We start from the raw sequence: 25,851 nt of genomic DNA, 5'->3' as shown, positions 1-25,851 counted from the left end.
GCTCCTTCGTAACACACATTAATTCATGTTGAAAAACAGAAATATAGGTTCCAAAGATGACTGATCAAAGTAAACGGATTTTTTTACGTAGCCAAGAATGGTTCGATGATCCAGATCATGCCGATATGACTGCTCTATATGTAGAGCGTTATATGAACTATGGCTTAACACGTGAAGAGCTACAATCTGGTCGCCCAATTATCGGGATTGCGCAAACAGGTAGCGATCTGACTCCTTGTAACCGTCATCATAAAGAACTTGCTGAACGTGTCAAAGCTGGTATCCGGGATGCAGGCGGTATTCCTATGGAATTCCCTGTTCATCCTATTGCGGAACAATCTCGCCGCCCAACAGCGGCTTTAGACCGTAACCTTGCTTACTTAGGTCTTGTTGAAATTTTACATGGCTACCCACTCGATGGCGTTGTACTCACAACAGGTTGTGACAAAACCACACCTGCATGTTTAATGGCTGCTGCAACAACCGATTTACCTGCAATTGTTTTATCGGGTGGTCCAATGCTAGATGGTCACTATAAAGGTGATTTGATTGGCTCTGGTACGGTTATTTGGCATGCTCGTAACTTATTAGCCTCAGGTGAAATTGATTACGAAGGCTTTATGGAAATGACGACATCTGCATCGCCATCTGTAGGTCATTGCAACACCATGGGTACAGCACTTTCAATGAATGCTTTAGCTGAAGCCTTGGGTATGTCTTTACCAACCTGTGCAAGTATTCCTGCGCCATATCGTGAACGTGGTCAAATGGCGTATTTAACTGGTAAACGTATTTGTGAAATGGTGAAAGAAGATTTACGTCCTTCTAAAGTTATGAACAAAAAATCTTTTGAAAATGCAATTGCTGTTGCATCTGCATTGGGCGCATCAAGCAACTGCCCACCACATTTAATTGCGATTGCACGCCATATGGGCATTGAATTGACATTAGAAGATTGGCAACGTGTAGGCGAAGATATTCCTCTTATTGTGAACTGTATGCCTGCAGGTAAATACTTAGGTGAAGGTTTCCACCGTGCAGGTGGTGTTCCTGCCGTTATGTATGAACTACAAAAAGCAGGTGTTCTACATGAAGACTGTGCCTCTGTAAGCGGTCAGACAATGGGAGAAATTGCTGAAAAGTCTAAGACGTCAAATGCCGATGTTATTTTCCCTTATGATGAGCCACTCAAACATGGTGCAGGTTTTATTGTACTGAGCGGTAATTTCTTCGACAGCGCCATTATGAAAATGTCTGTTGTTGGTGAAGCTTTCACTAAAACCTATCTTTCTAGCCCTGGTGATGAAAACAGTTTCGAAGCAAGAGCAATTGTGTTCGAAGGCCCTGAAGATTATCACGCACGTATTAACGATCCTGAGCTCAATATCGATGAGAATTGTATTTTAGTGATTCGTGGTGCAGGTACGGTGGGTTATCCGGGTAGTGCCGAAGTTGTAAACATGGCTCCTCCTGCCGAACTCATTAAAAAAGGCATCGACTCACTTCCATGCTTAGGTGATGGTCGTCAAAGTGGTACATCTGCAAGTCCATCTATTTTAAATATGTCACCCGAAGCTGCTGTTGGCGGTGGTATCGCATTATTAAAAACGAACGATGTTTTAAGAGTCGATTTAAACAAGCGCTCTGTGAACGTTTTAATTTCAGATGAAGAACTTGAAAAGCGTCGCCTTGAGTGGAAACCAGACTTTCCAAAATCTCAAACGCCTTGGCAAGAAATGTACCGCAGCATGGTTGGTCAATTATCTACAGGTGGTTGCTTAGAACCCGCAACGCTCTATATGAAAGTCATTAATGAGCAAAACGTACCAAGACATTCACATTAATAAAGTATTTAAGGAACTCCGATGACTATTGGACATAATTTTATTGCTGGGCAACGTAGTGCATTGGGCAGCAGCACACTAAAAAGCGTCAATGCAACCACGGGCGAAGCTTTAGCATATGATTTTTATCAAGCAACTGTAGAAGAAGTGAATTTAGCTTGTGAAGCAGCAGATCAAGCTTTCAAACTTTATCGTCATACTTCCCCTGAACAACGTGCTCAATTTCTTGAAGCAATTGCAGATGAGCTTGATGCTTTAGGTCAAGATTTTCTTGAAATCATTTCTCAAGAAACAGCGCTTCCACTTGCTCGTTTACAAGGTGAACGTGGTCGTACTAGTGGTCAAATGCGCTTATTTGCTAAAGTGCTTCGTCGTGGCGATTTTCTTGGCGCTCGTATTGATACCGCATTACCTAATCGTCAGCCAATGCCACGCGTAGATTTACGTCAAATTAAAATTGGTATTGGACCCATTGCTGTCTTTGGTGCAAGTAACTTCCCATTGGCATTCTCAACTGCGGGTGGTGATACTGCTTCTGCTTTAGCGGCAGGTTGTCCTGTTGTTGTGAAAGCACATAGTGGTCATATGGCAACTGCCGATTATGTTGCCCAAGCAATTGAACGCGCTGTCGTGAAAACCAATATGCCTGAAGGCGTGTTTAACATGATCTATGGTAATGGTGTGGGCGCAGCAATTGTTCAACATCCATTAATTAAAGCCGTTGGTTTTACAGGCTCATTAAAAGGTGGTCGTGCTTTATGTGATATGGCTGCTGCACGTCCGCAACCTATTCCTGTATTTGCAGAAATGAGCAGTATCAACCCTATGATCATGCTTCCATCTGCATTACAAACTCGTGGTGATCAAATTGCTCAAGACTTATCAGATTCTGTTGTAATGGGATGTGGTCAGTTCTGTACAAGTCCAGGTTTAATTTTAGGTATTCAATCACCTGAATATTCTCAGTTTATTGAAAAATTAGCTGAAAATATCAATGCGAAACCTGCTCAAACTATGTTGAATGCAGGTACGTTAAGAAGCTATGTATCTGGTCTAGAGCATTTAGAAAATCATCAAGGGATTGAGCACTTGGCAGGTCAAGCTCAACAAGGTGATCAAGCACAACCTCAACTATTTAAAGCAAATGTTGAATTACTTCTTGCAGGCGATCAATTACTTCAAGAAGAAATTTTTGGTCCAACAACCATTGTGATTGAAGTAAAAAACAAAGATCAGTTGATTCAAGCATTAAGTAGCATGAATGGTCAATTGACTGCTTCATTGATTGCTGAAGATGTTGATTTAACTAACTTTACAGATATTGTGCCTATATTAGAAGAGAAAGCGAGTCGTTTATTATTAAATGGCTATCCTACAGGTGTTGAAGTATGCGATGCGATGGTTCACGGTGGACCATATCCTGCAACTTCGGATGCTCGTGGTACATCTGTGGGAACATTGGCTATTGAACGCTACTTGCGCCCAGTGTGTTATCAAAATTATCCGCAAAACTTACTCCCTGAAGCATTGCGCGATGAAAATCCGCTTAATCTATCAAGATTAGTGAATGGCGAAATGACTCGCGATAAAATATAAGACCTAAAAAATCCCGCTCATGTAGCGGGATTTTTTTATTTAAACAATCATTAGAAAGCTTTGGTCACACTCAAGCCAGCACTCCAATTACGTCCCTCAGCAGGCTCATAAAAACGCTTACTACTTTCATTCACAATCACAGAACCTGAATAATCTTTATCAAATAAGTTATCTACGCGAGCAAAACTATTGATTGACCAATCTTGATAAGACCACTTATAGCCTACATTTGCAGAAGTCACCACATAACTTGGCGCAGATTCAGCATTAATATCATTCACATAAATTTTATCTGAATAACGAACATCTAAACCTGCATATAAACCGTTTTCAGGCTTCCAACCTAAACTTAAAAATGCCTGATTCTTAGCAATACCAGGAATGTAATTTCCATTCTGAATTGGAGTTACACCAACAATATTCACAGTGTCTTGATCAAAAGTTGCATCAATATAGCTATAACTTGCTTGAGCAGTTAAATCACGCCACAGGTTTTTAGTCCAAGAAAGCTCAACGCCTTGTCTTAATGTCTTATCTACATTGCGGAAAGTTGCTTTGCCATCTTCATTTTTGAGAGGCACAATATCATCTTTGGTTTTTGTATAGAACGTTGCAAAAGTAAAATCACCTAAATTGTTCTTAGATTTAAGCCCAATTTCATAGGTTTCACTTTTTGCAGCATCTAAATTAAATGGCGTATTACTATCAACGGCAGGATAAGCCATTTCAGTGAATGTCGGTGTTTCAAAACCTTGTGCATAACTTGCATATGCCATTAATTCAGGAATAATCTGCCAACTTAAAGACACAGATGGCAACAATCGCTGATAATCGGTTTTGCCTGAATTGTCACCATTACTTAAGAATTTATCTTCAGATTTAAAATGCACATTGCTATAACGCAAGCCCGCATCTAAAGTCCAATCTTGAGCAAAGTTATAAGATGCTTGCACATAAGGATCGATATTCCATAAAGTATTATCTTCATCACGGCGTAATTTGCCTTTCACACCAAGCGCATCGCCATTGAAGTTTTCATAACCTTTTCGATCTTCAGTCATACCATCAATAGCAACACCTGCAATAAATTTGGTGTTTGGTAAAAGGTCTTTTCCGGTCCAACGTAAATCTGTACCAAAGAATTTTCGGTCAAAATCAATGACACCACCCGCATGGTTTACCCCACCCTGAGAACCACTTGGAATAGATTGATATTGTGTAACCGAACGCTGTCCTAAATATGCCATCGCATAAAGTTCATGCTGATCGTTAATTGGTTTATTCCACGTTAAACCTGTTTGAACCTGTTCAATCTCTTTACGTGCATTATAAAGCGATACATTTCCTGCAACTTGTTTTGGGTTTTCATTCCATTGTGCGCGTGTTAAACCACCCGGATCATCAGCATTAATTTTGACGTAATTTCCCATCCAATTAATTTTAGAACCATCATCTAAGTTCCAAGTGAGTTTGGCATTGTGTAGCACTTTATTCGCTGCACTATGATCACGAAAACCATCGGTATCAAAATATGATGAACTAACAATATAACTTGGTTGATTGGCTTGCTCTGAACCACCTTGTAGGACAATATTCGCCTGATTTTTATGATTACTACCGCCCGAATAGCCGAGTGTTACAGAATCTCGCCCTTGCCCTTCTTTACTTGAAGTTAAAATTGTTCCGCCCGAAGAGTTTCCATAAAGCGATGAAAAACCACCACCTAAAACTTCAATATGATCCAAACTATTCAAATCAATATTCGATGTTTGCCCTTGACCATCTGGCATGGTTGCAGGAATACCATCGACATACAAACGAATGCCTCGCACACCAAATGTAGAACGTGCGCCAAAGCCTCGCATAGAAATTTGCAAATCTTGTGCGTAATTTTCACGATTATTCAGCTGTAAACCCGGCACACCTTTGAGCGTTTCCGAAAGATTCACATTCATACTTTTTTGTTGTTCTTGTGGAATGTAATACACCGAAGTCGGGGTCGATAGAACATCTTTATCTGTGCGTGTTGCTTCAACCACAATAGGTGCAAGTTGCGGAACATCTGTATTGTTGATGGTTGTATTTACATCGGCATAAGCACCTTGGGCACTAATACACGCAATAAGACAAGATAATGTCGATTTCATTGGTAGTCGTTTTAAATGACGTTGCATAAAATTTCGTTCCTAATATCAAATAATTGCAGTGAAATATCACAATCAATTACTTTTCTTTATTGTGTATTGTGCTTGATACTCAAAGTGCCGTAATAATTTCTAATAGATTACTTTTCGATAAATTTATCTTCAATCTAGCGATATATGACAAACTTTAAAAATCATTCATTTTTTAATTTAACTTCACTACATATTGCATAAAAAAGCCTGACGAATCAGGCTTTTTTACATGAACTAAACCATTATTTATTTAGCATCTGGAAGTGCATAAGCAACTACAGAGTCACCCATTTTGGTACCAAACGATCCGTGACCACCCGCCATGATAACAACGTATTGTTTACCATTTGCTTCGTAAGTCATTGGTGTCGCTTGACCACCCGCAGGAAGGCGACCTTTCCAAAGCTCATCACCGTTTGTAACGTTGATTGCACGGATATAGTTATCTTGAGTTGCGCCAACAAACATCACGTTACCCGCAGTTGAGATAGAACCACCCAACATTGGAACGCCCATTTTGAATGGAGGTAATGGAATGCCCGGCATACTGTCACGAATTGTACCAATACGACGTTTCCAAACTGTTTCGTGTGTATTTAAATCTACACCCGCAACAAAGCCCCAACCTGGTTGTTTACACGGTAAGCCAAATGGAGATAAGAACGCGCTAATTTCAACACCGTAAGGCACGCCATACATTGGTTGAACACCCGCTTCAGTACCCGCACCTTTTGCAGTTTTAGGACGGTTTGCATCTTGAGGGATAAGTTTAGACACAAATGGCAAGCCAATTGGGTTCATTACAGCAATTTGACGATCTGGGTTAACAGACATACCGCCCCATTCGAACACACCTAAGTTACCTGGGAATACCAAAGTACCATTTTCAGATGGTGGCGTATAAATGCCATCGTAGTTCAATTTATGGAAAGATACACGACAGATCAATTGGTCAAACATAGTGGCACCCCACATTTGTTTGTCAGTCAATTTCTCTTTAGGCGCCATATCGAAGTCAGAGAATGGTTGAGTTTTAGAATACCACTCACCTTTCGTTTGAGGACCACGTTTCACAGATTGTGGAACAGGTTTCTCTGTAATTGGCACAATTGCTTTACCATTACGACGATCTAAAACAAAAGCATTACCTGTTTTAGTCAATACATAAATAGCAGGAACAGTTTTGCCATCTTTATCTTTAATATCAGCCAATGATGGTTGAGATGGTACATCCATATCCCAAAGGTCATGATGCGTTGTTTGGAAGTTCCAAACCAACTTACCTGTAGTCGCATTGATTGCTAACATTGAGTTCGCATAACGCTCGTGCAACTTAGTACGGTTACCACCCCAAATATCAGGAGTACCTACACCTGTTGGAACATATACGATGTCCAATTTAGCGTCATACGCTAAAGGTGCCCAAGCATTTGGTGAGTTTTGAACATATTTTTGACCTGGAGCAGGAATTTTATTTGGATCTTCCGCACCTGTATCAAATACCCAAAGAAGTTCACCTGTATTTACGTCATAACCACGAATTACACCAGATGGCTCTTCAGTAGAATAGTTATCTGTAGTAGAACCCGCAATAATGATGGTTGTACCTGTTACAACAGGTGGTGATGTTGGGATATAACCACCCGGATACGGATACGGCATATCTTTTTGAAGATCAACTTCACCATTTTTACCGAAGTCTGAACATGGCTTACCTGTTTGTGGGTTTACCGCAACAAGACGACCATCATTCACAGGAAGAATGACTTTCTGAGGACATTCAGCAGATGTTGTTTTCTTTGAAGCTAAGCTAGTTTCGAAGCCAACAGTATTGTTTACGTCAAAATATGAAACACCACGACAAGTTAAATGCTGATACGTATGATCTGCGTTTAACTTAGGATCGTAAGTCCATTTTGCTTTACCTGTTGCAGGATCAAGTGCTGTCAATTTTTGGTGAGTTGTACACATGTACATGTTATCACCGACTTTAATTGGCGTTACCTGATTGGTTGTTTCACCCGAGTCATTTTCAGTTTTGAACTCACCCGTATGATATTCCCAAGCAACTTTCAGGTCTTTTACGTTTTCAGAATTAATTTGAGTTAATGGAGAATAACGTAGACCAGATTGCGTACGACCATAAGCAGGCCAATCGCCATCTGCAATACCCGGAGTCACTTCCGATTTAGCAGGTTGTTTAGTTGATAACTCACCACGAATTTCTTGTGGATCGTTAAAAACTGAATAGACCATAACTGCAATCGTAATTGCCAAAGTACCAGTCAATACTGTTTTAGCTGTTTTCGTATTATCAAAACCACGCGTAACCGCAGGAATTAATAATAAAAGCCCAAATACACCTAAAATATCTAAACGAGGCGCAAGTGCGAAGAAGTCAGAACCAACTTCCCAAAGCCCCCATACCACTGTACCAAGTACAAGTGCCGAATAAACAATAAGCGCAGTGCTTTTTAATTTTTGCAATAAAATTGCTGTAGCAATGAAGAATATACCTGCAATGATGTAGTACCAAGACCCACCTAGTGTTGCAAGATATACCCCTCCAATCAGCAGTACTAAACCGAAAATAATAGCAACAACGGCTAAAATCGTTTTTAGAACTGAACCTGAAGATGGAGTACTCATATTGACCACCTATTTTAAGATTCTGTTAACGCTCATTTACTTAGGGAGATAAAGATTTAACTTTAAATAAATGAGCACCTTTACAGTTCACAGACCTTAAATATTTACACCATTCAGAGCATGCATAATTTCTTTATGCATCAAAATACTCAATCATTACGTGCAAATATTTATAAGTCTAAAAACTAAAATGCTGTTTGGAATTTAATACCACCAACCCAAGCATTTTCACCATTTTTATATGCGCCTACATGACGAATATATTGAACATTTGGACGAATTGTTAACCAATTTGCCGCATGAATTCCGTAATATATTTCTGCATCGTATTCTTCACTACGACCATCATTTAAGTCGTTGTTCATGTTAATACGAGCTAAACCAACAGCAATCTCATCTTTAGGACGAGCATCCATTGCACCTTTGTAAACAAGACCAATGTTTTGCATATCTGATTTTTCATTGGTTTTAGAATCATGAACCGTTAAGTTCACAAAACCAGTTAAACCACGAGAAGCATCACCTTTATGTGCAGTCAATTGTTGCTTCGCAACAACCCAACCACCTTGATGATGACCTGTTTCACCAGTCGTGCTAGCAATTACATCAGCATCAGCTGTGCTGTAGTAATAACCTGCACGGTATTCACCAGAAAGTTTCTCTGAACCTAATTTAGGAGTCCAAACAACTTCCACAGGAATCATCGCACCTTTAGAACCATCTGTACTTAGGTTGAAACCCTTACCACGTTTAAGGTTTTCAGGGTTATATTCATAAGCACCTACTTGAGCATAAACCTCAGGTGTGATGTTGTATTTCACACGTGCAGCCCATTGTGATACTGGCCAGTTGTACCATTGGTCACCTACCCAGTTACCCACTTGTGAACCACAAAGTGCTAAGTTTTGGAAATCGCAATCGAAGCTATTGAAATCTTCACCTTCGCCAAAACGACCCACTTTAACGTCTATTTTTTGGTCTAAGAATTTTTTCTTAATCCAAAAATCAGTTAAACGCCAAGTTTGACCACGTCCCCACACTTCTTGTGAAGAACTCAAATGACCATCTAAGGCATCTGAAGTTTGAGAAAGTGAGCGACCATTACGTTCTGTTACCGTAATTTGTGCTTCGGTGTCTTTCCAACCTGCAATTTTTTCTAAGTCTAAATGTGCACCAATCGCAAATTGATCTGCGTATTCTGTACCATGACTAGAAGATTTTTTAGCATCAATAAGGTTTGCTAACTCGCCTGTGTAACCAAAGCTAAAGTCGTAACCTTTATTTTGAAGATCTGTTCTTTGACCATTCCAGTCACCAAACATCCACGGACTTTCTGTGCTAAAAGCATCAGCGGCATGTGTCGCTGAAATGCCCAATGTAAGGCTTGCAAATGTGGTTAAAACCAATTTTGAGAGAGGTGAATAATACATAAAATGTACTACCTTTTTCACGTTTTTAGTGTCGTTATGTTACTCCTATTCTTTATTTTTTGCACAACTGTTCATTATTGTTTAAAAAATCAATAGGATATGATTTGTTTAAGAATATCATTTTTATGAATAGCCTTAATAAAGTATACTTTTTAGATCTAAAAAAATGCTCTATTTACATATCTACACATAAAAATTAATCACGTAATTTCTACCTCTATATTTTTTGTTTTCGCTAAACCTAATTATGCTTTTATTTGTATTATTTTTATCTTAAAAATAGAAGATGTATAACAACACCCTCTATTTTTCATGAATAAAAATCAACCATACTTTTTCGCAAAATCTTCATCGCTTGTGCATAAGTAAATAATGAATTCAATAAATGCGACGATAGATGGAATAAATGTCCAGCAGAATAATAAATAAACAATTCCCCAACCTATTTGTCCTAAATAAAATTTATGAACACCAAATCCACCTAAGAAAAATGCCAATACAGCAGCAATAATTTTGCTTTTTTCCCCAGCTTGAGTAAAGGTATTACGCTGTCCACCAATCAAGTAAATTTCTACAGCACTTCCTTCTCCTGTTACTTGAAAGTCAACTTGCTGTCCTTTGATGGGTGCAATTTGTTCATTCCAAGAACTACCTGAAAATGAATAACGATTTTGGTCATCGCCACTAATTATTCCAGTATTGTCTTGAATTGAATAATCTAAAATAATGCCTTTCATTGTTGTTCTCTTTGATTGTTTTTCAAACAGATTATAATCACAAAAATGATAAATCACATAAATATTTTCTTATTTAAATTCTTAAAAAGCTCTACTTTTCACTTCACCATTAAAAGTAAGACAATCTTCAACACGTTGCTTTTGAATTGGACTTAATTCATCTATCGAAAACCATTTAAATTCAGAATGTTCTGAACTTAATTGAATATTTGAGTTTTTAGATAGATGACATCTAAATATAAAAGCATGCGAAATTACAGCAGAATGAAAATAGACACCTGACAAATAATCGATGGAAATATCACAACCTAATTCTTCTTTGCATTCACGAATAAGCGCTTCATGGATAGTTTCTCCCATATCTAAACCACCACCAGGTAGTCCCCACGCACAATTGGCATAAGTCGCTTTTAGAAGTAAAACTTCATTGTTTTCATTTAAAATAACAGCATGTGAACTTAATCTATAAAAATCTGTAAATGCCATATTTCAATTTTCACTTAATATTCATTATTTAAATTATGCTTTAAATAGTCGCTAAATAAATGACTAGATTTTTATCTTTATAAAATTTATTAAGTATTTTCAAAAAATCTAAGTGAAAATAAAAAAGCATGCCTAAGCATGCTTTTTTCCGTCAAATAATAACTATACGGTTTGATCTTTAACGACAGTTTTAACACCATTATTTTTCACAGAATCTATGCCTTTTTCTCGTGACTGTTCACTCGCATATAACTGACTTGTTCCAATAACCTGATGATTTGCTGCTTTTAAATTGAAATAGGGTTTCCCATTTTTAGCAGTCAGTCTTTCATAGCGTGAATCATCTGTACAATTTTTCTGAACAGATTCAATACCAACTTGAGCCGAAGGTTTAGCTTTATATAATTCACTGGTTAGGATTGTTTCACCATTCCCTGCTTTTAGAACAAAACGATATTGTCCGTCTTTTGCCTGACTAATCTCGAACCATCCTGACATACCACACCTCTTCTAATTGCTCTTATTTATGTGTATTTAAAATATATTGGGTAAATTTTATTCTACTTATATGAAATATAAATGACTTTTAAAAAATAAAAAAGTACTTAACTTAAAAATAAGTACCTATTTCGAATGAACTTTATTAAATTTTTAAGATATTTACATCATAAGAAAGGTAAAACTTACTCAGAAGTTTTACCTTGGATTATTTAGTGTGAACTTATTATTTTTTTCGCATAAATTTCACGTTGCATTTCCAGTACTTCCACACAGAGTTGAACCGTCACTTTTTCTTGCTTTGGTGCATTATCTGTAAGTACATTCAGTAAACATGCCGAAATTTCTTGTCGTAATTCCACAGATCGACCTGTAAGCAGTGATAACTTCAAATGAATATAAGCCTGATTGGGTTCATTATCTCCAATCACATAGTCTTTTTGGCATGTTGCACGACTTTTAATGTCCAAACCTGCTTGAGCATAACCACCGTTAATTAATGCTTTATTTAATGAAAGTAAAAGTGGTTTTACTTCTAAGTTTTCAATATTGTCTGAATATTCAAGATGGATGTGCGGCATAGAAAAATTTTCAAAATGTTTTTATTGTTATAGGACTTACGCATTGACGGATTCAAAAAAGTATTAAAATACTTTATAAAGTATCTGTGATCAGACGAATTAAAAATGCTTCTACAGCAACTTGTACTCTACCCATTTATATGGGCTTTCTCATGACAGAACCGAACTCTATTAGCTGCACACAACTTGCCGAGACTTATAACATCTCGCATGATAGTGTAAATCGCTTTCTAGAACGTGAAGACTACACACCTCACGACCTATATCAAGAAGCAATTCAACATATTGATAATAATAAACTTATAGTCAGTATTGATGATACTGTTTTAGATAAACCATATAGTCAGCATATGGACTTAGTTAGCTATTTTTGGTCAGGCAAACACCACCGATCCGTCAAGGGTATTAATCTCATTACCTTGTATGCGACAGATCAAAATGGTCAAAATATTCCAATTAATTTCCGAATTTATGACAAATCTGAAGGTAAAACCAAGAATGATTACTTTATGGATATGTTAAGTGAAGTACTCAGTTGGGGTGCAAAGATTCAATTTATTACAGGTGATAGTTGGTATTCATCGACTGGAAATCTAAAAACCATAAGAAAACATGGTATTCGATTTATGTTTGGTATCGACTGTAACCGTAAGGTTTCCCCAGAAAAAGGACAATGGTTTCAACTGCGTTTATTGCCAAATTTCCATCAGGGTCAAGTGGTCTGGCTCAAAGATTTTGGCTTTGTACAATTATTTAAGACTCAGTTAAAAGAACAGCAGAGGTTTTATATTGTGCATCAAGATGAAGATGATTTATTGTCCTTTGAGGGTTTTCATGAATTACATTCAAGTCATTGGAAAATAGAACAATATCACCGAGTGATTAAACAGGTTTGTCATATTGAAAAGTTTCAAGTAAGACGATCTAAACTGATTTCGAATCATATTTTTTCAGCCTTGATGGCCTATGTTGAGATACAAAAGAACCAGTTTGAGCGGATCTTTGAAAATGTATATCGTTGGCAGAAGAAGTTATTTAGACCAATGATCAAAAACTTCATTGATGACTTTATTCTCGATAAAAATCATCTGCTACCACAGAGAGTCTATAAATAACAGTGCGTAAGTCCTATGTTATATCACGTTCGTTTTCTTGATACAGCCTGAAGCTGTTTATTTGTTTGATTTTTATATATTTCAGGCAAAAAAAGCACCGTATTTTTACGGTGCTTTTTTTTCAAGTACGTTTAAGCTTTTTTCACGTATTCAGATTTCAATTTCATTGCGCCTACACCATCAACTTTACAATCGATATCGTGTCCATCGGCAGCATCTGGTAACAAGCGAATATTTTTTACTTTTGTACCTACTTTCACCACAGATGATGAGCCTTTAATTTTAAGGTCTTTAATCACTGTTACTGTGTCGCCATCTGCAAGTACGTTGCCATTTGCATCTTTAATAATGGCATTAGTTTCTGCTTCTGAAGTTTCGCCATCTTTCCATTCATGTGAACATTCAGGACAAATAAGTAGTTCGCCATCTTCGTATGTGTATTCTGATTGGCATTTTGGACAATTAGGTAAAGACATAAAAAATCTCAAGAAAAAAAGACAAAATATAAAAACACACTATAACATTTTTATATTTCGTTGATGTAGCCAAAAGCCATGTTTTAAGTATGGTTTTTATTTCTCAATTGGGTCAGCAATAAAAAAAAAGCATGCTCAATAGCATGCTTTTTTTTGAATTTTTTATGCAGGTTGTTCTGCATCTAAATCTTCGTCTTCATCATCGTAGACGTAAGCCATACAGCCCCATCCATCGTATTCGCCATTATATTCTGTACCAATTTTAGTGAACCATTCTTCTAAATCCACAATATCTGAATAGTCTGGTTCCATGTAAACATAAATGGTAATAAACCATTCGTTACTTTCTTCGTCTTGGAAGAGTGATATTTTTTGTTCTTCTTGAAGTAAGAATAGTGCACATTTTTCTGCAAGTTCTTGGCTTTTAAATGCAATTGAGTATTCAATTTCATGTGCAACTGTTAGGTCATCACCATCTTCAGCCATTTGCCAAAGTACGTTGCCGTTGTCATCATCTGGGAATTGTTGATAATCGCGTGACATTGTTTTTCCTTATTTTAAACATATATTTCTATGTTCTAGATTAGCCTATATATGTTTCATTTTGGAGATTTTCTTATTTCTACTTGTAGTTCTTCGTTTAAAACTATCCATCAATTGTTTCCATGCATCCATTGCATATTGAATGTCAGTACTCGATGAACCTACCTCATATTCCATTTCTAATAATATAGAGGGTTTATTCAGGTCTTCTTTTTCGCCATCTGTACCCCATGCACACCACACATAACTACTTTCGTTTAACTCCGAGGCTGTTGCCAAGTAGCAACGTTCTATACCTTTCATACCAGCTAAGTCACGGTTGCCTCTGTATATTTTTTTTGATTTCCCTTCACTTAAATAGTCTATGGTCGAAATTGTTTCTTCTAGTTCGTCTTTGGTTTCGCCTTTGTCTTTTCTTGCACCTACATCTAAATGTAAAGACATGGGCACAGCTTTTGACGCCATTCTATATTCTATGTTTGGATGTGAGTCGGGCTTCATCCATACCACTGGGCCGACCGCCATAAAATTTTGATTATTTAATCGCTTTTTATTGGTACTAAGCACTTCTGTTAAAAAAGTTTTTCCACTTTTATATTGGTCCTCACTCACAATCAACGAAGCTGGCTGCTTGGTTTGCCGTGTCATAATGTATTGATGCTGCTCAGGCACGTACATATAATATTGCAAATAAAGCGATGTATTAAAACTCGAGTCTAAGTTATTTAAAGAATTGGCAATAATTTTATAATGCTGTGCATCATAACGAATGGCTTCATATAAGGCTGTGGTCATATTTAACGGTGGGTAATATTTTTTAACATACTCACCCGCATATTCATTCAATGTTTGTCTACTTTCCCTTTCATAAGCAAGGGCTTTTTCCGACAGTTTATGGTTTTTAAATACATTAATGCGTTCATTCACCAACTCATCAAAAGCTTGTTGCGAAGCAATGGGGTAGGCAAAAAAACGATTGCCCCAAAATTCAGCCTCAATTTGGCTATCATCCACCGCTATGTCTTGTGGAATGTCAATTTGGTAATAATGAAAATATAAAGCCTTTGCTGGGTAAGTACGCATGGTCTGTTGTTCCTGTACATTTTGAGTATAGCCACATGCTGTTAACACCAAGGTAAGCGTGGCACAGAGTAATTGTTGTACGTTATTCATCTTTATTCTTCCTTGGCGCGTGCATCCTGCTGAATAATTTTAGTAATGGCATAGGTCGCAAATGCCAATGCAGAAGGTGCAGACCAAGAGTTTTGGTGTACATGTTCACCATCTGCCTGTTGCCACAGTTCTTTCACATAAGGCGCAGGTGCCATACCTGAAATACCTGGCACAGTTTCGTCGCCTGCATCACTACGGTGTTGTATATGTAAGTCAATATTCAGCTGTGTTTGCTGTTGATACAGAAGAATATCCCCCTTTTCAGTATCGCTAATCAGCTGCCATGTTCCTTCGGCAATACTGGCTTGCGTACGCTTTGTTTCATACACCACCCTACCAAAGGCTTGAAACTCTCCTACCGCATCGACCACACAACTGGCATAAGTTACAGGGTGATAATTGCCTTTAGTCACTAAACTGGTATGAAATTCTTTAGCTTTTTCTACATTTTTAATAAAGTATTCTCGATCACTTAATGGGTTTCCACTATCACCATCTTTATAATTAAACTCTCCGCATGGGTCGACCCTTTTATTTTCTAAGGGTTTTCCGTCTACTGTATCTGGCTTATAGTCTGGCAACAAACCATACCACTTATTGGAAGTATAAATTTCTGCGTATGGGTCTTTTTTGGGCAGTGAAAGTGCGGTTTTTATGCCATTACTCACTTGTAGCCATTGTTTATAATTGCTTGTATTGGGCTGGGTTAAAGTTTTTTGTAGCTGAGTATTGACTATAGCTTCACCATAGCTGTCTGAAGGTGCAAGCTCTAAAGCCCCTACCGAATGTGTGAGCACTGCGCTAACTTCAGTCGCGGTATTTCCCAAAACAGAACTGGTAGCGCTTGCTTTTAATCCACTAGCTTCTTTGTTGCCAAAACCTGCTCGCATACGTTTGTACATGGTAGCAGCCCCTGTAGCAGGTAATACGCCATGTACTACACCTAATACTTTGTCTGCATGCTTGGCTTGAAATGCTCGGCCAACTAAGCCACCCATAGAGTGCGTAACCAATATCACTTTTTTACACGTTGGGTCAATTTCTTGCATATTGGTTAAAACTTTATCTACCACATTAATTATGCAGTCATCACCATTGTAATTATCTCGTCCATTTTCAACTACACGCTCTCCACCATGTGCAGATACAGCATTACAATTTAACCAGTTATACCCCGCAGCAAATACCACAAAGTTATAACAACGTGCATGTGCAACTTCATCTTCTGTTAACGCTTTAGGACTTTCTTTACCAAAAAAAGCTTGCTTACCATTTTGTGTTGCGTTTGGAGTTAAACTTGAAAATGCTTGTTTTTCTAAACCTGCACTTTGTAAAATTTGCCAAATATCTCGTTCTTTTGAAGTTTTTTCTGCTTCCTCTGATTTGCTCGAAACGCTCTTATTTTCTTGTGAACTTAAACCATTTTCTTCAGAAAATAATTTTTGTTGTTGTGCTCCCAAAGCATCTAAAGTTTGTTGCAACGGAGTTAAAAAGTCCCAGTAATCTTCTGAAAGTGATCCCCACCCTCTCATCATAGCGATGGCCAAATCCAAATCTTTATCAACTTTAGAAAAAATCCCAGGTCCTTTAGCGTCCTTAGGGAAATAATCTACAGTTGTTTTCTCTGGATTTAAAAATTTTTGCCGTGTACTCGCACCTCTCCATAAATACTTAGAAGCTAAACTGCTTATTTTATATATAGGCCAACTTTTTGCAGACTTATCTGACAAACCAGATTGAATAATTGCCTTAACTTCCGCTTTAAGTTTTGCTTGATTCGAAATACCATTTGGGGTATCAATATCTACTGTATGTTTCCATAAGTTTTCTTTAAATTTCTTATATTTCTCTTTTTCACCACCTAAAAGTTTTAAACCACTTCCCATAATACCGGGCAAAAATATTACAGGTATATAATAAGGCTTAATTACAGCTTCCAGTCTTATGCTATCGAGTATAGCTGTTACATGAACATTAATATTACCATCATTAACTTCTACGACTTGCCTACCAGTTTTTTCATTTATATTTTCATTATTCATTCTGCTTTACCTAAAATTTTAACTTTATAATTTGCTGAACATCTTGATTTTTGTACTTGTGTATTGCCTAGTTCATCAGTTATGCCTGTAATAATACTGCCATCTGCATGGTGTATTTCATATTTAACTTTTTTGGCAGGCGTTCCATTTGGCAACGTTAAAAACAACTCCTGATCGAAATCACTTTTTGGCATTTCATTAAACATTTGTGCCATATTTTTAGGTCCTGCAAAGATTTGATCTGCTGAAAATACAGTCCAGTTACCTGGCGTACCAAACTCAATACCATTTCCGCTAATTCTTAAATAGCTTCCACCCGCATTAATAATTGCTTCATCAAAAGCATTTATTTCTATTGTTTTTTTTGCTCTTAAATTAATATCTTTTTCCGAAACAATCTCTGTATCATCTTCTTGAGAATGTATTTCAATTTTTCCTAATGCTGAAATAAGTTTAATACCGCCCGCTTGTACAAACTGACGAAGCCCTTGAGAAGCATTTACAATGAACTGCTTTGCAATAGAAAATGTTGTATCTTCACTACTTGTCACTGCAAAATCATTCGTTGCAATATGTGTCGTATTGGGGCTTGTAATTACAACATCTTGCTCACTACTGAGTAATACATGACTTTTACTTAACTCCGAAAACTTTGTATTTGAATCGCCCTTTAATGTTTCATACTGTGCATCTAGTTTTTGCCATACGGTTCCATCTATACGTCTTTCGACCGATTTATGTTTAATAGCGCTCGCTATTAATGTCTTCTGTTGCTTAACGGCTGTACTCACAACCCCAATGATTTCTTTTATATCTTTTACATAACTTTCTGCTTTTTCCTTTGCATAAGTTGAAATAATTAACCCTTTCGCTGCCCGCACCACGCCATGTCCATCTGTTCTTAACTCAAAACCTTCTCCTCGAAAGTCTTTACGTCCACTTGAATCGGGGATGCGGATAATGTGTCCTAGATTCAGTTCACTCGATTGATGGTCACTTTTTAGGTGCAGTTGTAAGTTACCTGGCGTGTCATCCATCACCAATTGATTCGATCCACTGCCTTTAAATTCTTTGGATTTAATTCCACTCAAAGCTTGTTGTGACGGTAAGTTCCATACGGGCATGTTGTCGGGGTTGGTTAAGCGTCCAGATATAAATGGCATATCAGGATCACCATTGAAGAAGTCAATAATGACTTCATGTCCTATACGTGGAATATGAATCGTGCCGTAGTTGTGTCCTGCCCATGCTGTAGATACGCGTAACCAACAGGTATTGGTTTTGTCATATTTTTCGGGTTTGCTGTTGTTGTAGGGGTTGTGTCTGTCATCTTTGTCTGTTCTGTCCCAATGAAATTTAACCCGTACTCGTCCGTATTGGTCGGTATAGATTTCTTCTCCTTCTGGGCCAACTACAATCGCTGTTTGTGGTCGGCCTGTAGGTTTGTCTACAACTCTTTCTGGCCGTAGTACTTGTTCATCGGGTTGTACGATGAATTCGACATTGGAGTCGTAATATTGGTTGGTGTTTTGTTCTTGGCTAATGTCTTGAATAGTTGTTTGTGTGCCTAATACAATCCATCCACCATTAGATTGGCTATTTGGATGGTTATTCAATTCAAACTTAAAGCCTGTTTGTAGTCCTTTGAGGTGTCCTTTACCTTGTGCTCTATAGCCGTGTTGGTAAATGCGTTCTATGTATTGTCGTGCTTTGTCTTGTCCGCCTTCTTTGGCATCGAAATAGTCCCCTTGGTTCCATTCGTATATTTCGTTTTCTGCATGCAGGTGTTCCCACATAAATTGTTCTTCTGCAATTTGTTTGAGTTGTGGGGTTTTGAATTGGTAGTCGCCTAAGTAGACTTTGCCACTCACCAGTTGTTGGGCAGGTTCAAAAAACTCGATGTATTCGGCTTTATTGGGAAAGCGTTGGTTCGGTGGGTAAATGTCTAGCTGTTGGTAGCCTTCGGCTTGCATGGGTTTAAAGGAGGAGTTGTGGTCGGAAATCACGAGGGTGAGTTCGTTGTGGCTGTGTTCGAAGTGGTAGTTTATTCCGTGTTCTTGCATGAGTCGGCTAATGAAGTCAAAGTCGCTCTCTCCATATTGGACTTGGTAGTCAAGTCCTATGAAGTTGCCACTAATGCGGTATTCAACGGGGTATGGATATTTTTGTAATATGTCTTCAAGAATCGTGGTGACTGATTCATCTTGGTAAATACGGTAGTTCGTGGTTTTTGTCAGGAGCCACAGCCATGGTACTAGGGTGATTTTATAGCAGGCATGGCGGTTACGTACGGGAAGGACTTCGACCTTATTCACCATTCATCGGAAGTATCTTGCCCCATTGATGCTATTTTGGTAGGTGTGGTCTTGGTTGAAGTTGTTAATTTCGCTCAGTTGGGAGATATCGAGTTTTAAGCCATCTAGGCGCATACAGATCGTAAGTTCTGTACCTATTAAACTTTGCAGGTTTAAGTCTGATGCGGGTGTGCCACTGTTTTTTGCTTGTTCTGGTGAAATATAGCCTTCTAATCCCATATATCCGTGGGCAGGATTACCGTATTCATCTCGTATTTTTACTATCAGTTGGTATTCAAAGAGTTCATTTAGTTTTTCTACGCCCGTTAAAGAGTCGAACCAAAAATATGGGGTGCCAAACATACTTACAGGCAAAGCTTCGCCTTTAATTGTTATTTGATGGGTCATTGTTATATTTTCTGCTTACATTTTATTCCTCACTAACTTAATGTGTTTGCTTATAAATGTAAAATACATCACACTTTTCACATTCATTCACAAAAAATCTAAAAAGGTACATTCCCTTTAATTTCAACTTCCATTCCACTCAAAGGCTGAGTAAAAGCCAAATAACTTGCATGTAATGCCATTCTATTTAATACACTTCGTTCAGGCTCAGGATGATAAATTTTATCGCCTGTAATCGGGTGACCAATATGCATCATATGCACACGCAGTTGATGTGAACGCCCTGTAATTGGTGTCAATAAAACACGCGTAATATCTTCTTCTACATTATATTCCAAGGCTTGATACAGCGTTTTTGCAGATTTCCCTAACTCAAAATGCACCATCTGACGCGGACGATTTTCCCAATCTGTAATTAAAGGAACGTCTACACTTCCCTCACCTTCAAGTTTCCCTTGAACCAAAGCAATATAGTTCTTCGTTACAGTTCTCGCTTGAAACATCTTACTAATAGCAACTTCAGCATCACGATGTTTGGCAAACATTAAAATGCCCGAGGTCGCCATATCTAAACGATGCGTGATTTTCGCATTTGGATATTTCTCCAAAACACGTAAATAAGCACTGTCATGATGTTCAGGTAATCGCCCAGGAACAGACAACAATTCCGCAGGTTTTTCAATCACCACCAAATCATCATCTTCATAGACAATAGAAAGTGGTTCTTGCGGAGGCATATATACAAATTTGTCGTCTAAAGGCATGAAATTACAGCATCGGGAGGAAAAACCGCAAAGTAACAAGATGCTTTTCGGCTGTCAATCTTTCAGCTATAACTGTTATTAAGCCCATTGAATTGTGGTTTGAGATTTGCCAAGTTCTTTGGCTTTATACATCAATAAATCTGCTTGGTGTGTTGCATCATCTAAGTTTTCAGGAAGATGCTCAAATATACTAATGCCCATACTAAAATCGACACCACATTGAGCTTTTAAACCACTTTCCTCAAACTTTCTACGTAAACGCATGGCATAGTCTTCAGCGCCTTTAGCATCTGTATTTTTAAGAATAATAATAAATTCATCACCGCCCATACGTGCAACAACATCTGAGCTTCTTGTAGAATTTTTCAAAACTTGAGCAAATTCTACGAGCACATCATCACCTTTTGTATGTCCCAACGAATCATTTACTTTTTTAAAGCCATCTAGGTCAATTACCCCAACAGCAAAAGTCTGTGAAGATTTATGTGATTTACGTCGAATATCATCATATTGCATTTGAAATGCACGGGAATTGCTTAAAGCCGTTAAACTATCTTTCATTGCCATTTTGGTCATTTCAATTAAATTGCTACGAACCTTAAACAGCAAAACAGCCACAACACTAAAAAAGGCTAAACGCACAAATGCATTCCAATACGGTGTAAAAGACTGTGTATATTGATGTCCCGAACCAAAGTCTGCATATAACCACGTACAACCTGCTGCTAATATTGTGAATATGGTAACTTTGGGTGTGTCGTACCAAGCTGCAATAGAGACAGGAATTAAATAAAAAACAGCAAAAGAATATTCATAACCTGTTGCAAGGTCAATCCATCCCATAACAAGTATGGATAAGATGATAATAAGTCGTCGAGTGAATGCGCGCCCTGAAAGCATTCTTTCAAGCTTAATCATCATTACGCATCTCCTGACGTCTTAGAATTAGATTTTTACACCCTTATTTTTATCATAAATAGTTGATAATAATCAAAAGTATTTCATCGTATAGTTGGTGTTCTCTCCATATCCGTCAGCCTCTAAACTTGATAAAAATGAACACTCAATTTTATTTATTTTTATCAAATGCGAATTTATTATAAATATACTTTTGGATTATTTTTTATTCAGCTTATTGGTCAAATCAATATTAAAAGTGCACCACAGCAAGGCTTTTAACCATATAGTAAATTTATTACGCTTTTACATATAAATAATTCGTTTTTATTCATATATATAACTTCATTTTTTAATATATCTATTCCATTTTTTCATATTTTTATTAATCACAATATCTCATTAAGATCGAGAAAATTTCAAAAATACTGGAAATAGAGATGCTTAATACAACTCATCTTAATTTAAAAAATTTAGCTTTGTCTGTGGGAATTCTAAGCTCAGCACTTTTAGTTGGCTGTGGCAACAACGCACAACAAAACACTGAAACTAAAGCAGATGCATCTGCTCCTACGACATCTGCAGAATTACCAAAAGAAGTGCGTTTTGCATGGGGTGGTGGTCCTCGTGTTTGGGTTTTAGGTAAAGCAGATGGTGATTTTGAAAAAGCACTAGGTACTAAAATCAAATGGGTTGAATTTGCTTCTGGTGCAGACGTAATTAACTATTTCGCTGCAAATGAAATTGATATTGCACGTTTTGGCTCAAGCCCAGCCGTTGCAGGCATCACACGTGGATTACCAATTGAAGTCATTGGTTTAGAAGGTCTTATTTCTAGCGCAGAACGCTTAATCGTTCGTCCTGAAATTAAAGGCTTACAAGATTTAGTCGGTAAAAAAGTGGCTTTCCCTGCAAACTCAACAGCGCAATATGCTTTAGAACAAGCCTTAGCATTGGAAAAAATTGATAAATCAAAAATTCAATTATTACCACTTAAACCTGCTGAAATTGTATCGGCATGGACACGTGGTGACATCGATGCTGCCTATGTTTGGGGACCATTTACTCAACAGCTAGAAAAACAAGGTGGTAAAGAAATTTACCGTACTACAACACTTAATGAACAAGGTATTTTAGTTTATAACAACTTTGCTGTTCGCAAAGAGTTTGCAGAGAAACATCCTGATCTTGTGATTAAGTTCTTAAAAGCTTATCAAGAACAAGTAGATGAGTATAAGCAAGACCCTAAAGCGGCTTCTGAAAAAATTTCTAAATACTTAAGTCTTCCATATGAACAAGTTGAAACAACACTTGCAGGTATCGACTATATTCCATTGAAAGATCAAGCAACTGAGAAATACTTAGGTGCTACACCAAATGATGAAAATTCAGGTATTGCCAAAGCAGCACTCGATATTTCTAAGTTTTTAGTTGGGATTGGCGAGTTAAAACAGTCCGATGTACCTAAGAGCTATGCGCCAAACATCAACAGCAAATACCTTATTGAAGCGACAAAATAAGGTTATAGGATGATTCAGTTGAACCCGTTTAAAGCAAAAGTGATCAGTGCATTGTCACTCATCACTTTTGTATTTCTTTGGCAACTTGCGTGTACATTCAAACTTGTGTCACCCATTTTATTGCCCTCTCCACTTCAAATTGTAGATACAGTTTTAGATTTATTCCAAAACGGTTACCGAGATGCTCCGTTTTATCAACACATTCTAGTGAGTACGGCACGTGCATTTTTTGCATTTTTCGTGGCCATCATTATTGGTGTTCCTTTAGGTTTATTGATGGGTCGTAGTCCTGTACTGAATGCTATTTTAGATCCTTTCGTACAATTCTTACGCCCAATTCCTAAAATCGCCCTTATTCCACTTGTTGTCGTTTGGCTTGGTATTGGCGAAGAATCTAAATTCTTCCTTATTTTTATTGCCACATTTTTAAGTGTCATTGTAGGTGCAACAGCCGCAAGTCAAAACGTGTCACATGGTCTTATTCAAGCTGCACAAACAATGGGCTTAGGTAAAACATCAATTTTATTTCGTGTGATTTTACCGTCTTCACTTCCTGAAATTTTTACCACAATTCGCTTGTCTATTGGTATTGGCTGGACATCACTTATTGCAGCGGAAATGGTTGCAGCAACTTCAGGTTTAGGTTGGATGATCATTAATGCAGGTTCTTATTTAAGAACAGATGTGGTGATTGTCGGCATTATTTTACTTGGCACAATTGGCTTTATTTTAGATTGGCTGATTGTGAAAGCACAACAAAAATGGGCACCTTGGACAGGAAAAGCATAATGACTCAATCATTTATTCAGCTGAATAATGTTCAAAAAACATTTAAGCAAAACAAAACAGAAAACACCGTTCTTGAAGATATCAATTTACAGATTTCTGAAGGTCAATTCGTTTGCTTACTTGGACCATCAGGTTGTGGTAAATCGACTATTTTGAATTTGCTTGCTGGTTTTGAACACCCGACCCAAGGCAATATTTTTGTCGATGGTGAAAGCATTTCAGGTCCGGGAATTGACCGTGCTGTTGTATTCCAACAAGCACAACTTTTCCCATGGCTAACGGTGAAAGAGAACATTCAATTTCCACTGAAACAATCAAAAGCAGATGCAAAACATATTACGGAACAAACCGAATATTATCTTGAAAAAACAGGTTTAAAGAAGTTTGAAAATCACCGTATTTGGCAAATTTCAGGTGGCATGAAACAACGTGTTGCCCTAGCCCGTGCATGGGTGATGAAACCTAAAATTCTGCTCATGGATGAACCTTTTGGCGCACTCGATGCACAAACACGAATTCTGATGCAGGAAACATTAACCAAACTTTGGCAAGACAATAAAACCACCGTTTTGTTTGTCACTCACGATATCGATGAATCACTACTTTTGGCAGATCGCATTATTTTAATGGCGGGACACCCTGGGCGTATTGCAGAAGATATTCAAGTCAATTTGCCACGTGCTCGTACTATTGAAAACATTACGCCACAGCAAGAATTTATTGAAACCAAAAAACATATTTTAGAAATCATGCGTAAAGAAGTAAGTCGCATGATTGATTACGTACACTAAGACCACAGGACACTGCTATGTTATTAAGTCATTTACCACGCGTTAAACTTGTTCACGCGCCTACTCCTCTTGAGTTTTTACCAAACCTAACTAAAGCGTTAGGTGGTCCTGAAATTTATATTAAACGTGACGATGCAACTGGTCTTGCAACAGGTGGTAACAAAACACGTAAATTAGAATTCTTAATTGGCGATGCAATTGCAAAAGGTGCGACACACGTACTGACTCAAGGTGCAACTCAATCTAACCACGTCCGTCAAACTATTGCTGCTGCAAACAAATTTGGCTTAAAAGCATCTGTTATTTTAGAACAACGTGTTGGCGATGGCGCTTCTGAATACTACAACAACGGTAACTTACTGCTTGATGAAATTTTAGGTGCAACATCTATTGAAGTTGTTTCTGGTGGCACAGACATGGCTGCGGCTTTAGAAGCAAAAGCCAAAGAACTAGAAGCACAAGGCGAACGCCCTTATATCATTCCAGGCGGTGGTTCAAATGCTATTGGTGCTTTAGGTTATGTATCTACAGCAATTGAACTCATCAACCAACTCAACCAAATTCAACTTGTACCAACTCACCTTGTACATGCAACAGGCAGTACAGGTACTCAAGCAGGTTTATTGGCAGGCATTGCAGCAACAAACTCAAACCTACCTGTTTTAGGTATTTCAGTTCGTGCTGAAAAATCTAAACAAGAAGAAAATGTCTATAAACTTGCACGCGCAACTTTAGAACATTTAGGTTTAAATGCAGACTTAGTTGCACGTGAAAAAGTTGTAGCAAACAGCGACTATGTAGGCGATGGCTACGGCATTCCAACAGATAGTATGGTCGAAGCTGTAGAACTACTTGCTCGCACAGAAGGTATTTTGCTTGACCCTGTTTACTCAGGTAAAGGTTTTGCAGGCTTAGTGGGTCTTATTCGCCAAGGTCATTTCACTAAAGATGACAAAGTGATTTTCCTTCATACAGGTGGTTCAGTTGGTCTATTTGGCTACCGTTCTACTTTCTCAAACCAAGATGCATACCGTTTGTAAG

General features: G+C 37.8%; 22 protein-coding genes. 7 read left to right on the top strand and 15 right to left on the bottom strand.

The annotated features are described in order from the left end of the window. Positions 1-56: 56 nt before the first annotated feature. Positions 57-1,844, top strand: coding sequence for an IlvD/Edd family dehydratase (locus GTK57_RS09100; RefSeq protein ID WP_163122887.1), 1,788 nt, complete (start codon positions 57-59; stop codon positions 1,842-1,844). Between the two features lie 21 nt (positions 1,845-1,865). Continuing rightward, on the top strand, positions 1,866-3,440 hold the full coding sequence (locus GTK57_RS09095) for an aldehyde dehydrogenase (NADP(+)) (RefSeq protein WP_163122884.1): 1,575 nt from the start codon (positions 1,866-1,868) through the stop codon (positions 3,438-3,440). Between the two features lie 50 nt (positions 3,441-3,490). On the opposite strand, the gene GTK57_RS09090 is transcribed toward GTK57_RS09095, so the two are convergent. From GTK57_RS09090 to GTK57_RS09060, 7 genes are all read right to left on the bottom strand, one after another. Next, a complete protein-coding gene (locus GTK57_RS09090) occupies positions 3,491-5,614 on the bottom strand; it encodes a TonB-dependent receptor family protein (RefSeq protein ID WP_163122881.1) in 2,124 nt (707 codons plus the stop codon). A 249-nt stretch (positions 5,615-5,863) separates the two neighbouring features. After that, positions 5,864-8,266: a glucose/quinate/shikimate family membrane-bound PQQ-dependent dehydrogenase gene (locus GTK57_RS09085; RefSeq protein WP_163122877.1), complete on the bottom strand. Its 2,403-nt coding sequence runs from the start codon at positions 8,264-8,266 to the stop codon at positions 5,864-5,866. Positions 8,267-8,451: 185 nt separating this feature from the next. Continuing rightward, the gene (locus tag GTK57_RS09080) at positions 8,452-9,696 is read right to left on the bottom strand and encodes a carbohydrate porin (RefSeq protein WP_163122874.1); all 1,245 of its coding nucleotides are present in this window, start codon (positions 9,694-9,696) and stop codon (positions 8,452-8,454) included. Between the two features lie 323 nt (positions 9,697-10,019). After that, positions 10,020-10,433, bottom strand: a complete 414-nt coding sequence (locus tag GTK57_RS09075; protein WP_199287342.1) for a TM2 domain-containing protein — start codon at positions 10,431-10,433, stop codon at positions 10,020-10,022. Between the two features lie 81 nt (positions 10,434-10,514). After that, positions 10,515-10,919: an NUDIX hydrolase gene (locus tag GTK57_RS09070; RefSeq protein ID WP_163122871.1), complete on the bottom strand. Its 405-nt coding sequence runs from the start codon at positions 10,917-10,919 to the stop codon at positions 10,515-10,517. Between the two features lie 162 nt (positions 10,920-11,081). After that, positions 11,082-11,417 (bottom strand): YegP family protein, encoded by a 336-nt coding sequence (locus GTK57_RS09065; RefSeq protein ID WP_152874947.1) that lies wholly within the window; start codon positions 11,415-11,417, stop codon positions 11,082-11,084. 212 nt (positions 11,418-11,629) lie between these two features. Beyond that, positions 11,630-11,998 carry a 5-carboxymethyl-2-hydroxymuconate Delta-isomerase gene (locus GTK57_RS09060; protein WP_163122868.1) on the bottom strand — a complete coding sequence of 123 codons (369 nt, stop codon included), beginning with the start codon at positions 11,996-11,998 and terminating at the stop codon, positions 11,630-11,632. A gap of 86 nt (positions 11,999-12,084) precedes the next feature. On the opposite strand from GTK57_RS09060, the gene GTK57_RS09055 reads away from it, so the two are divergent. After that, positions 12,085-13,113, top strand: coding sequence for an IS701 family transposase (locus GTK57_RS09055; protein ID WP_082188993.1), 1,029 nt, complete (start codon positions 12,085-12,087; stop codon positions 13,111-13,113). A gap of 131 nt (positions 13,114-13,244) precedes the next feature. Here GTK57_RS09055 and GTK57_RS09050 read toward each other — a convergent pair whose 3' ends face one another. From GTK57_RS09050 to GTK57_RS09015, 8 genes are all read right to left on the bottom strand, one after another. After that, entirely contained in the window at positions 13,245-13,589 is a 345-nt protein-coding gene (locus GTK57_RS09050; protein ID WP_152874949.1) for a zinc ribbon domain-containing protein YjdM, read from the bottom strand. A 162-nt stretch (positions 13,590-13,751) separates the two neighbouring features. Further along, on the bottom strand, positions 13,752-14,132 hold the full coding sequence (locus tag GTK57_RS09045; protein WP_152874950.1) for a ribonuclease E inhibitor RraB: 381 nt from the start codon (positions 14,130-14,132) through the stop codon (positions 13,752-13,754). A 45-nt stretch (positions 14,133-14,177) separates the two neighbouring features. Further along, complete coding sequence (locus GTK57_RS09040) at positions 14,178-15,305, bottom strand: T6SS immunity protein Tli4 family protein (protein WP_163122865.1); 1,128 nt, start codon at positions 15,303-15,305, stop codon at positions 14,178-14,180. 2 nt (positions 15,306-15,307) lie between these two features. Beyond that, positions 15,308-17,347, bottom strand: coding sequence for a lipase family protein (locus GTK57_RS09035; protein ID WP_163122862.1), 2,040 nt, complete (start codon positions 17,345-17,347; stop codon positions 15,308-15,310). Then, positions 17,344-19,665, bottom strand: a complete 2,322-nt coding sequence (locus GTK57_RS09030) for a type VI secretion system Vgr family protein (RefSeq protein WP_163122859.1) — start codon at positions 19,663-19,665, stop codon at positions 17,344-17,346. Before GTK57_RS09030 ends, GTK57_RS09035 begins: the two co-directional genes overlap by 4 nt. Beyond that, positions 19,666-20,049: a hypothetical protein gene (locus GTK57_RS09025; RefSeq protein WP_163122845.1), complete on the bottom strand. Its 384-nt coding sequence runs from the start codon at positions 20,047-20,049 to the stop codon at positions 19,666-19,668. 98 nt (positions 20,050-20,147) lie between these two features. Beyond that, positions 20,148-20,813, bottom strand: a complete 666-nt coding sequence (locus tag GTK57_RS09020; RefSeq protein WP_163122842.1) for a pseudouridine synthase — start codon at positions 20,811-20,813, stop codon at positions 20,148-20,150. Positions 20,814-20,891: 78 nt separating this feature from the next. Next, entirely contained in the window at positions 20,892-21,734 is an 843-nt protein-coding gene (locus GTK57_RS09015) for a GGDEF domain-containing protein (protein ID WP_163122839.1), read from the bottom strand. A 416-nt stretch (positions 21,735-22,150) separates the two neighbouring features. Here GTK57_RS09015 and GTK57_RS09010 point away from each other — a divergent pair, with 416 nt between their 5' ends. From GTK57_RS09010 to cuyA, 4 genes are read left to right on the top strand one after another with little or no spacing between them, the layout of a single operon-like run. Then, a complete protein-coding gene (locus GTK57_RS09010) occupies positions 22,151-23,230 on the top strand; it encodes a taurine ABC transporter substrate-binding protein (RefSeq protein ID WP_152874966.1) in 1,080 nt (359 codons plus the stop codon). 9 nt (positions 23,231-23,239) lie between these two features. Then, positions 23,240-24,019, top strand: a complete 780-nt coding sequence (locus GTK57_RS09005; protein ID WP_152874968.1) for an ABC transporter permease — start codon at positions 23,240-23,242, stop codon at positions 24,017-24,019. After that, the gene (locus GTK57_RS09000; protein ID WP_163122836.1) at positions 24,019-24,810 is read left to right on the top strand and encodes an ABC transporter ATP-binding protein; all 792 of its coding nucleotides are present in this window, start codon (positions 24,019-24,021) and stop codon (positions 24,808-24,810) included. Before GTK57_RS09005 ends, GTK57_RS09000 begins: the two co-directional genes overlap by 1 nt. Before the next feature lie 17 nt (positions 24,811-24,827). After that, the gene (cuyA, locus tag GTK57_RS08995; RefSeq protein WP_163122833.1) at positions 24,828-25,850 is read left to right on the top strand and encodes a D-cysteate sulfo-lyase; all 1,023 of its coding nucleotides are present in this window, start codon (positions 24,828-24,830) and stop codon (positions 25,848-25,850) included. Position 25,851 lies beyond the last annotated feature (1 nt).

Source organism: Acinetobacter portensis (assembly GCF_010646905.1).
Lineage (GTDB): Bacteria > Pseudomonadota > Gammaproteobacteria > Pseudomonadales > Moraxellaceae > Acinetobacter > Acinetobacter portensis.
This window is presented reverse-complemented; position numbering and strand designations above follow the sequence as displayed.